Genomic DNA, 12,362 nt, shown 5'->3' with positions numbered 1-12,362 from the left:
AAATGTCGGAATTGGTAGTCAAGGATATTCTTGAGGCAGGTGTTCACTACGGTCATAAAACCAGCCGCTGGAATCCTAAAATGCGTCCCTACATTTACGGACGTCGTAACCAGATTCATATTATCGACCTGAAAGAAACCGTCCGCGGTATTATTCGTGGAAAACGTTATCTGGAACGGGTCGCCTCGCAGGGAAGTCTGATCCTGTTCGTCGGTACTAAAAAGCAGGCTCAAGGCCCGATCCGCGATGCAGCAACCGCCTGTGGTATGCCTTATGTGACCGAACGCTGGCTGGGTGGTGCCTTAACCAACTTCCGCACTGTGCGTAACCGTCTGAAACGTCTGGAAGAGCTGGAATCATTTGATGAAACTGGTGAAATCCATTCTTATTCCAAGAAGATGCAGTCCACACTGCTGCGTGAAAAGCGAAAAGTTTTCCGTAACCTGAACGGAATTCGTACTATGAACCGTCTGCCCGAAGCCCTGGTCGTGGTTGATCCGACCAAGGAAAAGAATGCGGTTCACGAAGCACACATTCTGGGAATCAAGGTTGTGGGTCTGATTGATACCGACTCCGATCCTGATGAAGTCGATCTGCCGATCCCCGGTAATGATGATAGTATTCGTTCTATCCGTCTGGTAATGAACCAGTTGGCATCTTCCATCATGGCAGGCAAAGGCAAGCTGCCTGACACTGGTAAAAAAGATGATAGTGGTGAAGCAGGCGCTGAAGAAGAATTCAAGCCAGTCCCTTCACTGTAAGAGATACATCGCAAATCGAGATGGCAAAAGTGTCTGCCGCTGACTGGTGATCGAGCCAGCCAGCGGAGTCACTTCAAAACCCAAACAAATCGGAATATCAAATTAAAGCAATTGATGAAGCAGTTGCTTTCGAAGGAGATTACTGAGATGGCTGAAATCACAGCAGCAGCCGTGAAAGCATTACGTGAAATTACCGACCTGCCCATGATGGCCTGCAAAAAAGCACTGCAGGAAGCAGGCGGCGATCAGGAAAAGGCAATCGAAATTCTGCGGGAAGAAGCCGGCAAGATTCAGCTGAAGCGGAGTGACAATGCGACTTCCGAAGGTCGCATCACAGTTCTGTCCAGCGAAGATGGTTCCGAAACCGTGATGCTGGAAGTGGCCTGCGAGTCGGCCCCGGTTGCCAGTGGCGAAGACCTGGTTAACTTTTCCAACGCATGTGTCGCGCAACTGATTGCCAATCCGGAAGTGGATACGGTAGAAGGTCTGCTGGCACTGCCATCCGTAAAAACACCGGGAAAAACTCTGAATGATGATTTCATGGATATGTTAAACAAGATCCGTGAAAAAATTGTCGTCACCCGTATTGCCCGCTCACAGGGACCAACAGGCAGCTACGTGCACCATGATGGCAAAACCGGCGTTCTGCTGCAGGCAAAAGGTGAAACAGCTGATGCCGAACTGCTTCGCGGCGTGGCAATGCACATTGCTGCTTTGAAACCGGTTGCTGTCAATGAATCAGATCTGGACCCTGCCGTTGTTCAGGAAGAACGTGACCGTCTGGTTGCGGAAGCCAAAGCGACAGGCAAGCCAGATAATATTATTGAAAAAATTGTAGATGGCCGCATGAAAACATTTTTTGTGGAACAGGGAGTACTGAATTATCAGCCGTATGCGGTTGATGATTCCAAAACTGTCAGCCAGGCTTTGGCCGAAAAAGGTCTGGAAGCAGTTTCCTTTACCCGTTGTGCAATTGGCGGTTAAGCATTTGAAAACTGTGACGCATGCGTACTGATTGAGTGCGCGTGCGTTTTTTTCTATATCGATTCTGAGTGCTCTGATTTTTTACTAACTCCTGACCGACTATTGAGGATACCACGGATGACCGATTCTCCTGCCCCTTTGCTTAAGCCTGCTTATGAGCGTGTTTTACTCAAATTAAGTGGCGAAGTATTCTGCCGCGATGGTGAAGGTGGCATCAGCATGTCTGAGTTGGAGTCAATTTCCGCTCAGATCAAGCGACTGGTTGATTCAGGAGTTCAGTTGGCCATCGTCTGTGGTGGCGGCAATATTCTGCGAGGCAAACAGTTCTCTTCATCCAGTGGTTCCATCAATCCCGCCACCGCGCATTATATGGGTATGCTGGCGACAGTAATTAACGGTCTCGCCTTACAGGATGCTCTGGAAAATGCGGGTGTGCCAACTCGCCTGCAGACGGCGATTCGTATGGAAGGAGTGGCAGAGCCTTTTATACGTCGGCGCTGTGTTCGTCATCTGGAGAAGGGGCGAGTGGTCATTCTGGCTGCCGGAACCGGTAGCCCCTTTGTCACAACTGATACTGCTGCGGCATTGCGTTCGCGTGAGATTGACGCGGACATTCTTCTGAAGGCAACCAAGGTCGACGGGATCTATTCTGATGATCCTGAGAAAAACCCGCATGCCGTCCGTTTTTCTGAGATCAGCTACCAGGACGTTCTGCATAAGAATCTGCAGGTCATGGATGCCCAGGCACTGCATCATTGTATGGAGCATGGAATCCCGATCCTGGTTTTCAATTTCCGCAAAACCGGGAACATCGAAAAAGCAGTGGCCGGCGAAAACATTGGTACCCGCGTGCTGCCGACCGTCGAATCGCGTACCGACGGTTAGATCGCATCACTTTTAATCATAGCGTCTCTCAATTTAATATGCTCGGTCCAAAAGCCTTGGAGACGCTTCAGTCAGCCTGGACACAGTCCAGGCTGAGTCGCTTCCCGATTATTTTTTACGCAGAATGAAGACAACATCTTCGGTCTGCGCATCGAGTTCGATGGTAAAGTCCATTTCATACATGAAGTCGTACAATTCAACGACCTCGAACTCAGGGACTTTTTTCAGCAACGCCTTAAATTGCGGCGCAGTATAAGTTCGGTAGTCCATCGTATCGAACAACTGAAACTGTCGTGATGGAGTGTAGACGTCAAACGTCATCTCCAGATGTTCGTTACGCTTTTTGTGATCCGTCCAGATCGACTGCATATGTGAGTTGATCTGAAGGTTTCCCCGTCGGGCTGACCAGCTTTCGCTCTGCATTGGTTCGCCTACTGTAGGAGTCAGGTGCAGACCCAGAATATACAATCCGCCTGGGGCGAGTGCATCAGCCACGCATTTTAAGTGATTTTTTGCTGCGGATTCGGAAGGCAGGTGACGAAAGCTATTGATGGTATTAAAGGCAGCATCGACGGGCTTTTTCAGTTTGAAGTCTGACATGTCTCCCAGGTCGGCAGAGCGGGGGAAGCCGAAGCGTTCGAGTCGGTCATTACAGTATTTGATGGCATGTTGATTGAGGTCGTTACCCGAGACCTGATAGCCGGCCTGAGCCAGTTTGATCAGCAGGCGGCCGGTTCCACAGGCTGGTTCAAATAATCGTTTCACCTTACGTGTGGCGTGCTTCTTGAAGCAGCTTTGCAGAAAGTCAAACTCGGCTTTCCAGTCATCACCAAAAATGAGATCGTAATATTTGGGGTAGTCGTACAGGTGGCCTTTAATTGTTTCCATGTTTTATTCTTACCGGGGTTCGTATTCTGCTCTGGAATGTGTGTGGTTCTAAGCGTCAGTAAAAAAAGCCTTAAGCAGACGTTATAGTCTGCTTAAGGCTGATGTTCAACCAGTGGCGAAAGAATCTGTCTTAAGCCGAGCTTACAGGGTTTTTCCCAGGGTATGTGTGGGCAAGTCTTTAATCATCTCTCCCGGGCCATGGACGAAATCAATCGAGGGGTTTTCTCCCAGGCCGACATATACTGAAATCGAATAGTCTTTAAAGAAACCTTTCCAGGTATACTGCTTCATTTTTTTACACATCTGAGTATGGTTATCTGCAGGCTTTGTCACAACACTGGGGGTGCCTGCGATGTATAGATTCACATCAGACATCCGCAGATCTTTGTTCTGATCGAGCATCTCAGTCTGTGCATGTTGTAAAGCAAGTTCGGTCTCATGAGCGTAGGTCTGGGCATAAAAGTCAATCATTGCCAGGCAGAATACGATTGTACCCAGGGTCCAGGTCAACATTCTGATCGCGGACTGTGTATATGATTCGACAGAGAATGTGGAGGGACCGTTGGAGCGCGATTCGGGCGCTTCGATGGTGATCGTTGACATCTTCGGGCCTTTCTGTAGTTCCTACGTAAGGTGGGTGTAGGTAAGGGGTGGGAAAATAAGGCGTTTCATCTTTAAAGTAGGGTGGGAACGTAATCTTTAACTGGCGGGATGTTACCTCCTGATTTTGAAAAAAACAAAGTCAACAGGTTAATTTGTCATGAATCAGCAGAGTTTTCCGGAAGAGAATCCTGAATGATCCATGGCCTGTTTTAGTACAGGCATTTGTTACATATATGGTAGGGGATTAACAGCAGGATTGACAAGTCTGATTTCCGGGATTGCCGGAAAATGATACGAATGAATACTACTTTGGGTCGAGATCCTCAAACTTAACGTCTTTGACCATAAACTGATTCAAATCTAAATTTCCTTTCAGTTCTGAGTCAATCAACTGCAGACGCGCTTCAATCTTATGTAATCGGGCTTCCAGAGCAGGATGAAACACAGATTTACCGGTTTGAGGCAGATTTCTCGGGACTTCAGGATAGCCCAGTTGTCGTTGCAGGGCCCCGAACATATACAGGGGGTCACGATTGTGGTTGGCTTTGGCGATGCGCCCATCCTGGCTGCTGAATAAAACGGGATAGCGGGGCTGAAATTCAGCATTTCCCGGGCGTTTACGCTGTTCATCAACAAAATGCTGAGAGCGCAGGTAGATCAGATCTGCAAAATCAACCGATCCCAGTTGCTGTTTCAGCTTTCGGATCCACTCTGACCAGTCGGTGTTATATTGCGTATCTCGGGAGATGGCTTCCAGTCCATGATGATATCCCAACCTGTTGCGTGAAATACATTCAAACTGATAAATGAACATGCCTGCGCTACTGGGGTTTTCAGTACGATATTTTGCTTCCCGTTCCAGAATTTTCAATGCAATTTTCTGGTCGAATTTTGATTTATCATCTTCCGCGTTTTTCATGATGTATGTCTGAAATGGTGTGAAATAGTGCGAAAGTTTTTCCATTCCGTCAGAGATACGACCGGTTAACATTAACTCGCCTTTGAGGAAGTCGATCGCCATCGGGAGTTTGGTCGTGGCGAGAACTTCTTCAAAGATCGTGGACAGAACGACCTGTGAAGGGATCGCGTCTTCCAGTCTTTCGCGGTAATTGCGAAAGAAATAAGTCTGTTCGATGTATTCTTCACGATCGAGGGGCATCTGTGTCATAGACTTGAATTCGAAATCATAGGGTGTGAGAAAGCAGGTCGACAACGTTTGCCGTATTGTTTTCATTATACCGCATCAGGAGCATAAACGATTCAAAAAGATCCGGGAATCTGTGTACGGTCGGGACTGTCGAGAAATGCCTGCAAAATGATCTGGGCTGCGAGTTTATCCAGATAGGCTTTGCGTTTATTGCGGCTCATATTCATGTTGACCAGAATCTCTTCCGCCGTCGCGGAAGAATAGCGTTCATCCCAGTAACAGACGGGGATTTCTGCAAATTGGCTGACCCAGTTCCCAAACTGTCGTGCTTCTTTGGCTTTCTGTCCTTCGTCACCACTCATATGCACGGGAAGACCTACGACCAGCCCTTTACACCGGTATTCCGTAATGATTTTGGAGAGATGTTTCTGGTCCTGCTGCAGGCTTTGGCGGTTATAATTATCGAGCGGGCTGGCGATATTCTGTTCAAACGTGGAAATGGCGATGCCGACGCGTTTTGTGCCATAATCGAGTCCCAGCAACCGTCCCTCCGCAGGGAATTCCGCTTCAAAGGGCTGTCCTGTCTCAGAGGTATTGCTCATAGCCGCGCTCCTCGATCAGGGTGACCAGTTTTTTGACGGCGGATTCATCGTCTTTGGGAGCAATCAATGTCGCATCGGGAGTGTGCACGATCAGGCAGTCTTCTACCCCAAACGTTGCGATCAGATGGTCGTCGGTGGAGCGGATAATGCTGTTACGTGTTTCCAGGCCGCAGTGCAGTCCCAGTACAGTGTTTCCTTCGGCATCAGTCGGAAAGTATTTCTGCAAAGTATTCCAGTTTCCAACATCGTCCCATTTAAACTCGGCAGGGATCACTGCCAGATGTTCTCGCGAGTGTTCAAGGACCGCATAATCGATGGAAGTGGACTTCATTTTGGGAAAAGTGTCTGCGAGTACTTTCGTATATTCCGGTTTTTCAATGACCGCCGCAATCTGCATCAGTAGCTCATACATTTCCGGTTCAAATTGTGAGATCGCATCCAGTATCGTTTGCGCTTTCCAGGCAAATATTCCGCAGTTCCAGAGATAGTCACCACTGTCACAATACTGCTGCGCGGTTTCCGGATCTGGTTTTTCCTTAAACTCTTTGACATTTAAACCAGGCAGGTTTGCCGTGATCGCTGATCCGGTCTGAATATAGCCGTAACCAGTGGCAGGGTAAGCAGGTGAAATACCGATGAGTGCGAGAGTTTTCGGTTCAGCTTCAATCAGTGTAACCGTCTGCCTGATGGTGTTCACAAAAGCCGATTCAGGCTGAATGGCATGATCAGACGAGACCACGAGCATAATGGCTTCGGGATCAACGTGGAGCAGGTGGATCGCTGCCAGTCCAATACAGGGAGCGGTATTGCGCGCCGCTGGTTCGACCAGAATGTGTTCCGGGTTTAACTGAGGCAGTTGCCGTTTGACTTCAGGTGAAAGTGTACTGTTCGTGGCGATCCAGATCTGTGGATCATCTGAAAGATCACGGCAGCGCGACACCGTCTCCTGAATCATGGTCTGTTGGCCTACGAGTTTCAGCAGTTGTTTGGGAATTGCTTTGCGGCTTTGAGGCCAGAAGCGTGTTCCGCTGCCACCTGCCATGACAACTGTATGAAGCATGAAGCCTGTTACTCCGAAAGGGAAAGGTTGTTCTCTTGATTCAAAGCGAGCGTAGATCCTGACTGCGCCGCTGCCGACTACTATTCTCCCAGATACAAGGGAGATGTAAATTGTGCATCGGCTGAGATCTTTTGTTTTAACTCTGTTTCATCGACAGCAAATAAGGGACTGATCTCAACAGTTGCGTCTGCAGGGAGCGTAACACCACAGGACTGCAGCCAGCCGGAAAAGATCCGATTGAGTGCCTCATGAGCTGTCTGGGGAGAATCCTGGCCTTCCGCATTTTTGACGGGATTAAATTCGCGCGATCGATCAATTTCATAAACCAGAACGGTTTCTGCTTCAGGCAGCACATCAAAGATAAACCGTTCAAACTTGATGGCGTTGGGAACTTCAGGAGTAACTTGTCTCCCCGATTCATCAATATGGGGCACTTTTTTATTCGCCTGATGAAACGGGAGCCGCGCATCGTCATTGGCAATTTGCTCCAGAAAATCGCGGTTGAAAATATGAATCGCAGTGCTACCTGCCCAGTGCAGCAGGTTGCCGTCGTCATCAGTCTGTGCGGCGATATCATCTGGAAGATCACTGTATTCGATAATCTGAGTTTTCTGGTCGACGTCGCAGACGATTCCCATTTTTTCATCGGGTGAGCGTTTCGAGACCACTTTGACCGATACGTCTGCTTGGGCATTCTGATGATAACCCAGGAACTCGGGGTCACACACGATGGCGGTCGGGTTGTCGACCTGATGATAATAGAGCGTGTCGATTCCTTTTTCCCGCATCACATCAAACATACCGTTGTTCTTGAGGGCTGCGAGCATGCCCCCATGTCCGTCCGGGCTGACAGCAATCCGTTTTTTTTCTTCCAACAGGATCTGACCGGATTCCGCGTCGACTGCGGGCATTGTGCCCTGTTTGAAGAAGTGCAGATCGTCTGAGGACATTCCAAAATTCTGATGCTGCTGGAAATAATCCACTGTTTCATCGTGAGTGGCATCGCTGGTCATGATGAAGTAACTGATCGGCTTTCCCGCCTGTCGTGCGCGGGCCCGCAATTGTTCCACCAGAATCTGGAACAGGGAAGTCTGCTTGACCGGTCCGATGGGGTACATGCCTTTGGGATGGCTGAAGCCCAGTCGGGAACCCTGACCGCCTGCGACAAGAATCGCACCCACTCTACCTGCTTCCAGCAGTTTTCTGCCTTGTTCCGTCGCCTTTTCAGATTTAGCGGGAGACGTGTTCCGCTCTTCCAGACGGACAACAGTCGCCGGACGCGTGGCACGTTCTGCTTTCTGTGCTGGCGATTCTGACTTTTGCGCTGTCTCTCCGGGGGCATACAGTCGCTGGATCTGCGCGAAGTTGATCGCCTGGAGTTGTGTTAACAGTTGGGACTGCTCTGTATCATTCAGGTCATTCCACCATTTTAGTAGATGGGTTTGCTGAAAGTCTGCTAATGTCTGGTAAAGATCCGCTGGAAAGGATTCGGGGGCTGACATATATCTGGTTCCCTTATCTTTAATGGGGGGCCGGGTTTATTCACAATCAGGCAACAGGGCTTTACTCACACAGCCATGATGGGCCTGTGAGGTCGTGGCTGAAAAGTCAGCCAGATATCCGCGGGTATGTCTGACGGGTTTGAGTTGGTAACTGTCGTGGCGTTGCTGTAATTCCTGATCAGATACATCAACGCTGATTTCGCCTTTGAGCAGATCAAATGAGATCGGATCTCCATCCTGGACCAGGCCAATGGGCCCGCCGACGGCTGCTTCCGGAGAACAGTGCACGCCAATCGCACCGTGTGAAACACCGGATACACGTGTGTCCGAGATGAACGCTACTTTGCCATCGAGTTCCGGCACAGTCAATGCGGCTGTCGCCACAAGCACCTCAGGCATGCCGGAAGCGACCGGTCCGAGGTTGCGTAATACAATGACACTGCCTGGCTTAATCTTACCGGCTTCGACGGCTTCGACCACCCCTTTAGCTTCATCAAAGCAACAGGCGGTTCCTGTGAAATGTGATTCCTGCATGCTGGAGACTTTAAAGACAATTCCCCCCGGTGCCAGGTTACCAAAGCAAATTTGCATATCGGCATAAGTTTTATAAGGTTGATCCAGCGGTGCGATCAGTTCCTGGTCAGCGGGGACATCATCGATACCTGCCAGATTTTCAGACAGTGTTCTGCCTGTTACGGTCAGACAACTTCCGTCAATGATGCCTGCTTTGAGCAGGTGTTTCAGGAGGATTGGTGTGCCACCCAGTTGGTGCAGATCGACCATGGTCTTTTTGCCCCGCGGTGCAAAACTGCAGTACACGGGCGTTTTTCTGAGGATTTCCTGAATGTCCTGCAGATGGAATTCGACTCCCGCTTCCCGTGCTAACGCGAGCAGATGCAGGATTCCATTCGTGGAGCCGCCGACGGCTGCGATGGTGGCAGCTGCATTTTCAAATGCTTTACGAGTCAGAATGTCGCGCGGCCGAATATTTTTCTGCAGAAGGTTTCGCACGGCGGAGGCGACATTGAGACATTCTGTTTTCTTAGCATTATCGATGGCAGGCGTTGAACTGCTGTAAGGAAGCATAAGACCGATGGCTTCGAGCGCGATGCCCCAGGTATTGAAGGAAGCGGCGATCCCACATCCCCCCGGACCCGGGCAAGCGGTTTTCAGAATCTGTTCCGCTTCCTCTTGCTCCATCGCACCGACAGAGGCAGCGGCCTGGGAGTCGTAAACGTCGAGGATCGAAATGTCCTGTCCTTTATGGCAGCCGGGCATGATACTGCCGCCACTGACGACCAGTCCGGGATAGTTGAGTCGTGCCAAAGCCATGGCGAATCCCGGTCCATTTTTGTCACAGTTGTGCAGGCCAATCAGGGCATCATAAGAGTGAGCACTGACGACGCATTCTGCGGCGTTGGCGATCATGTTGCGAGAGGGGAGGCTGGCATTGCCTCCTTCCTGTCCCTGGGTGATGTTGTCACTGACGGCGGGAACTCCGAAGGGAAGACCAATCATGTCTGCAGATTGACATCCTTCTGCAATGACTTTCGCCAGTTCATAGGCGTGCACATTACAGAGATTGCCATCCAGTAACGGAACACCAATACCGATCTGGGCCTTATCGAAATCCTGGTCCGAAAAACCCAGCCCATAGTAAAATGCGGTGACTCCCCGCTGCCAGCCGTGAGTCAGGTTTTGACTGTTCCAGTTTAAAGGGTGATCCATGATGATGTTCCTGAGCGAATTGATATGTGACTGGGGACAATAGCCCTCTTTTTTATCTAACTCTAAACAGTCGACTGCGGCAGGCCAAGTTACTTAACATTTGATTTTCAAAACGGATACAGAGTCCTGCTTTCTATTCTTGAAAGGTCCCTCCTGGAGTTGGCAGATATCCTGAAAAGGGACAGTCAGGTGCAAAAAATAATCATATGAGTGTCTGAAGATCCAAATCCAGGTCAGGAAAATCTGAAAAATTGCTTGAATTGTTTAAAATTAGAGGGTCTGAAATAACTGTATGTCATATTTATAGAAAGAGTTGCGGCGATTTGTTCTTGCAGGCCTTTGCGCTTGCTCATTCGTGCAGAGGAACGTAAACTGTGATGTTTCATGAAGCAGATATTTCTATAAGCTGTTTTGTTTTCTAATTTTAGGAATCTGAGTACTCGGGCGTTTTCGTTTGAGAGATCATTCCGGCAAAACGGTCCGATGGTTGGCATCGGTTATAAAGCAGAGTCAGGGACAGCACACGGCAAGAAGTGCTTTCGGAGTCCCGATCCACAAGACTGGCAGCAGACAGTCTGTGAAATCGATTAAGGTTTTCAGGTAATAAAGAAGCTGAGAAAATGAAAAAAGACATTCATCCCGACTATCATCCTGTTGTATTCAAGGATACTTCAACAGGTGATTCATTCCTCATTCAGTCAACAGCCACTTCTAAAGCGACAGTGGAATGGGAAGATGGAAACACTTACCCATTGGTGGCAGTGGAAATCAGCTCCAAGTCTCATCCCTACTACACAGGTAAGATGAAGTTTGTTGACAGTGCCGGTCGCGTTGAAAAATTCCAGAAGAAATACAACTGGGACAAACGCAAAGGTGCAGAAGAAGGCGACAAAAAAGAAGACCAGTAGCACAATTCCCTATTGTCTAAAATTGAGGCTCTACGGACGATCCGTATGAGCCTCGTTTAATGCATGGTCGTCACTTTTCTATTTTTTTATGTCTGGGTTTGAATTTCAATACTATATTGAGATGCAAACCAAACACCACAGACAGGCTTATTCGTGGATTTGGGTAAATGAAGTTTCCTACCCTGCAGGTAAAACTGGATCGTTACGAGGAGTTGGAAAAAGAACTCCAGGATCCGGAAGTTCTGGCTAATACCAGTAAGCTGGTTGAAATCCAGCGCGAGTATGGCGGCCTGGCGAAGGTTGCGTTAGCAGTTCGCGCGTATAATACCCGGGCCGAAGACATTGAAGTCGCCCAGGAGATGCTGGAAGAAGAAACTGATCCGGCTGCTAAAGAATATGCGCAAAAGGAACTGGACGAACTCTGCGAAGAACACGAGAAGCATACAAAAGAACTCGAAGATCTGGTCGTCGCCGGTGATTCCATCACACGTGGCGGCTTAATCATGGAGATCCGAGCTGGTGCGGGCGGTGATGAAGCTGCCCTGTTTGCACGCGAACTCTTCGATATGTACATGCATTATGTCGAAGCGCAAAAAGGCTGGAAAACAGAAGTGTTGAACATGAGTGCCACCGAGTTGGGTGGGATGAAAGAAGTCACGTTTTCGATTGCCGGTGAAGGTGCCTATCACCGATTACAGTTTGAAAGCGGCGGACACCGCGTGCAGCGAGTTCCTGAGACAGAAACACAGGGGCGCGTGCATACGAGTGCCGCTACCGTCGCAGTGCTGCCTGAAGCCAGTGAAGTGGAAGTTGATATTAAACCAGACGACATTCGCCTCGATACCTTCCACGCGAGTGGTCCTGGTGGGCAGAAAGTGAATAAAACGGAAAGCGCCGTGCGGATCACTCACTTGCCGACAGGTACCGTGGTGCAGTGCCAGGATGAAAAAAGTCAGCATAAGAATAAAGCCAAGGCGATGCGTGTGCTGCGAAGTCGTGTGCTGGAACAGATGCAGCAGCAGGCAGCCGATGAACGTGCGGATCAGCGTCGGACTTTAATTGGCTCGGGTGACCGCAGCCAGCGAATTCGCACTTATAACTTCCCTCAAGGTCGCGTGACGGACCATCGCATCAATCTTTCGCTTTACAAAATTGATCAGATTATGCAGGGTGACCTGGATGAACTGGTCAATGCCCTGTTACAGTTTGACCGAGAAGAGCGTTTACTGGGCAACGGCTCAAAAAATTAAATACAACTATCTACCAATAATCGGTTAGCTGTAACTACGATGGA

At 49.2% G+C, this 12,362-nt stretch carries 12 protein-coding genes; 5 read left to right on the top strand and 7 right to left on the bottom strand.

Annotated elements, in window-relative coordinates; genetic code table 11:
- Positions 1-2: 2 nt before the first annotated feature.
- The 3 genes from rpsB (at position 3) to pyrH (ending at position 2,630) form a co-directional block, all read left to right on the top strand.
- Complete coding sequence (gene rpsB, locus ACN0YH_RS03240) at positions 3-761, top strand: 30S ribosomal protein S2 (RefSeq protein ID WP_417378105.1); 759 nt, start codon at positions 3-5, stop codon at positions 759-761.
- A gap of 147 nt (positions 762-908) precedes the next feature.
- Positions 909-1,745, top strand: coding sequence for a translation elongation factor Ts (gene tsf, locus ACN0YH_RS03235; protein ID WP_417378104.1), 837 nt, complete (start codon positions 909-911; stop codon positions 1,743-1,745).
- A 117-nt stretch (positions 1,746-1,862) separates the two neighbouring features.
- Complete coding sequence (gene pyrH, locus ACN0YH_RS03230) at positions 1,863-2,630, top strand: UMP kinase (RefSeq protein WP_417378103.1); 768 nt, start codon at positions 1,863-1,865, stop codon at positions 2,628-2,630.
- Positions 2,631-2,738: 108 nt separating this feature from the next.
- On the opposite strand, the gene ACN0YH_RS03225 is transcribed toward pyrH, so the two are convergent.
- The 7 genes from ACN0YH_RS03225 to ACN0YH_RS03195 form a co-directional block, all read right to left on the bottom strand.
- Positions 2,739-3,518 (bottom strand): class I SAM-dependent methyltransferase, encoded by a 780-nt coding sequence (locus ACN0YH_RS03225; protein ID WP_417378102.1) that lies wholly within the window; start codon positions 3,516-3,518, stop codon positions 2,739-2,741.
- 141 nt (positions 3,519-3,659) lie between these two features.
- Positions 3,660-4,121, bottom strand: a complete 462-nt coding sequence (locus ACN0YH_RS03220; protein WP_417378101.1) for a hypothetical protein — start codon at positions 4,119-4,121, stop codon at positions 3,660-3,662.
- A gap of 304 nt (positions 4,122-4,425) precedes the next feature.
- Positions 4,426-5,355, bottom strand: coding sequence for a hypothetical protein (locus tag ACN0YH_RS03215; RefSeq protein ID WP_417378100.1), 930 nt, complete (start codon positions 5,353-5,355; stop codon positions 4,426-4,428).
- Positions 5,356-5,381: 26 nt separating this feature from the next.
- The gene (gene ruvX / locus ACN0YH_RS03210; protein WP_417378099.1) at positions 5,382-5,870 is read right to left on the bottom strand and encodes a Holliday junction resolvase RuvX; all 489 of its coding nucleotides are present in this window, start codon (positions 5,868-5,870) and stop codon (positions 5,382-5,384) included.
- A complete protein-coding gene (locus tag ACN0YH_RS03205) occupies positions 5,854-6,930 on the bottom strand; it encodes a mannose-1-phosphate guanylyltransferase (RefSeq protein ID WP_417378098.1) in 1,077 nt (358 codons plus the stop codon). Before ACN0YH_RS03205 ends, ruvX begins: the two co-directional genes overlap by 17 nt.
- Before the next feature lie 80 nt (positions 6,931-7,010).
- Positions 7,011-8,432, bottom strand: a complete 1,422-nt coding sequence (locus tag ACN0YH_RS03200; protein ID WP_417378097.1) for a UTP--glucose-1-phosphate uridylyltransferase — start codon at positions 8,430-8,432, stop codon at positions 7,011-7,013.
- 36 nt (positions 8,433-8,468) lie between these two features.
- The gene (locus ACN0YH_RS03195) at positions 8,469-10,160 is read right to left on the bottom strand and encodes a dihydroxy-acid dehydratase (RefSeq protein WP_417378096.1); all 1,692 of its coding nucleotides are present in this window, start codon (positions 10,158-10,160) and stop codon (positions 8,469-8,471) included.
- A 620-nt stretch (positions 10,161-10,780) separates the two neighbouring features.
- Here ACN0YH_RS03195 and ACN0YH_RS03190 point away from each other — a divergent pair.
- Both ACN0YH_RS03190 and prfA read left to right on the top strand, forming a co-directional pair.
- The gene (locus tag ACN0YH_RS03190; protein WP_145229334.1) at positions 10,781-11,068 is read left to right on the top strand and encodes a type B 50S ribosomal protein L31; all 288 of its coding nucleotides are present in this window, start codon (positions 10,781-10,783) and stop codon (positions 11,066-11,068) included.
- Positions 11,069-11,235: 167 nt separating this feature from the next.
- Positions 11,236-12,318, top strand: a complete 1,083-nt coding sequence (gene prfA, locus ACN0YH_RS03185; protein ID WP_417378095.1) for a peptide chain release factor 1 — start codon at positions 11,236-11,238, stop codon at positions 12,316-12,318.
- Positions 12,319-12,362 lie beyond the last annotated feature (44 nt).

It is taken from the genome of Gimesia sp., from assembly GCF_048262075.1.
Lineage (GTDB): Bacteria > Planctomycetota > Planctomycetia > Planctomycetales > Planctomycetaceae > Gimesia.
This window is presented reverse-complemented; position numbering and strand designations above follow the sequence as displayed.

What these genes read in the sequence shown, in the direction of transcription:
- rpsB (WP_417378105.1), top strand. Translation starts at nt 3, where the DNA reads ATGTCGGAATTGGTAGTCAAGGATATTCTTGAGGCAGGTGTTCACTAC.
- tsf (WP_417378104.1), top strand. Translation starts at nt 909, where the DNA reads ATGGCTGAAATCACAGCAGCAGCCGTGAAAGCATTACGTGAAATTACC.
- pyrH (WP_417378103.1), top strand. Translation starts at nt 1,863, where the DNA reads ATGACCGATTCTCCTGCCCCTTTGCTTAAGCCTGCTTATGAGCGTGTT.
- ACN0YH_RS03225 (WP_417378102.1), bottom strand. Translation starts at nt 3,518, where the DNA reads ATGGAAACAATTAAAGGCCACCTGTACGACTACCCCAAATATTACGAT.
- ACN0YH_RS03220 (WP_417378101.1), bottom strand. Translation starts at nt 4,121, where the DNA reads ATGTCAACGATCACCATCGAAGCGCCCGAATCGCGCTCCAACGGTCCC.
- ACN0YH_RS03215 (WP_417378100.1), bottom strand. Translation starts at nt 5,355, where the DNA reads ATGAAAACAATACGGCAAACGTTGTCGACCTGCTTTCTCACACCCTAT.
- ruvX (WP_417378099.1), bottom strand. Translation starts at nt 5,870, where the DNA reads ATGAGCAATACCTCTGAGACAGGACAGCCCTTTGAAGCGGAATTCCCT.
- ACN0YH_RS03205 (WP_417378098.1), bottom strand. Translation starts at nt 6,930, where the DNA reads ATGCTTCATACAGTTGTCATGGCAGGTGGCAGCGGAACACGCTTCTGG.
- ACN0YH_RS03200 (WP_417378097.1), bottom strand. Translation starts at nt 8,432, where the DNA reads ATGTCAGCCCCCGAATCCTTTCCAGCGGATCTTTACCAGACATTAGCA.
- ACN0YH_RS03195 (WP_417378096.1), bottom strand. Translation starts at nt 10,160, where the DNA reads ATGGATCACCCTTTAAACTGGAACAGTCAAAACCTGACTCACGGCTGG.
- ACN0YH_RS03190 (WP_145229334.1), top strand. Translation starts at nt 10,781, where the DNA reads ATGAAAAAAGACATTCATCCCGACTATCATCCTGTTGTATTCAAGGAT.
- prfA (WP_417378095.1), top strand. Translation starts at nt 11,236, where the DNA reads ATGAAGTTTCCTACCCTGCAGGTAAAACTGGATCGTTACGAGGAGTTG.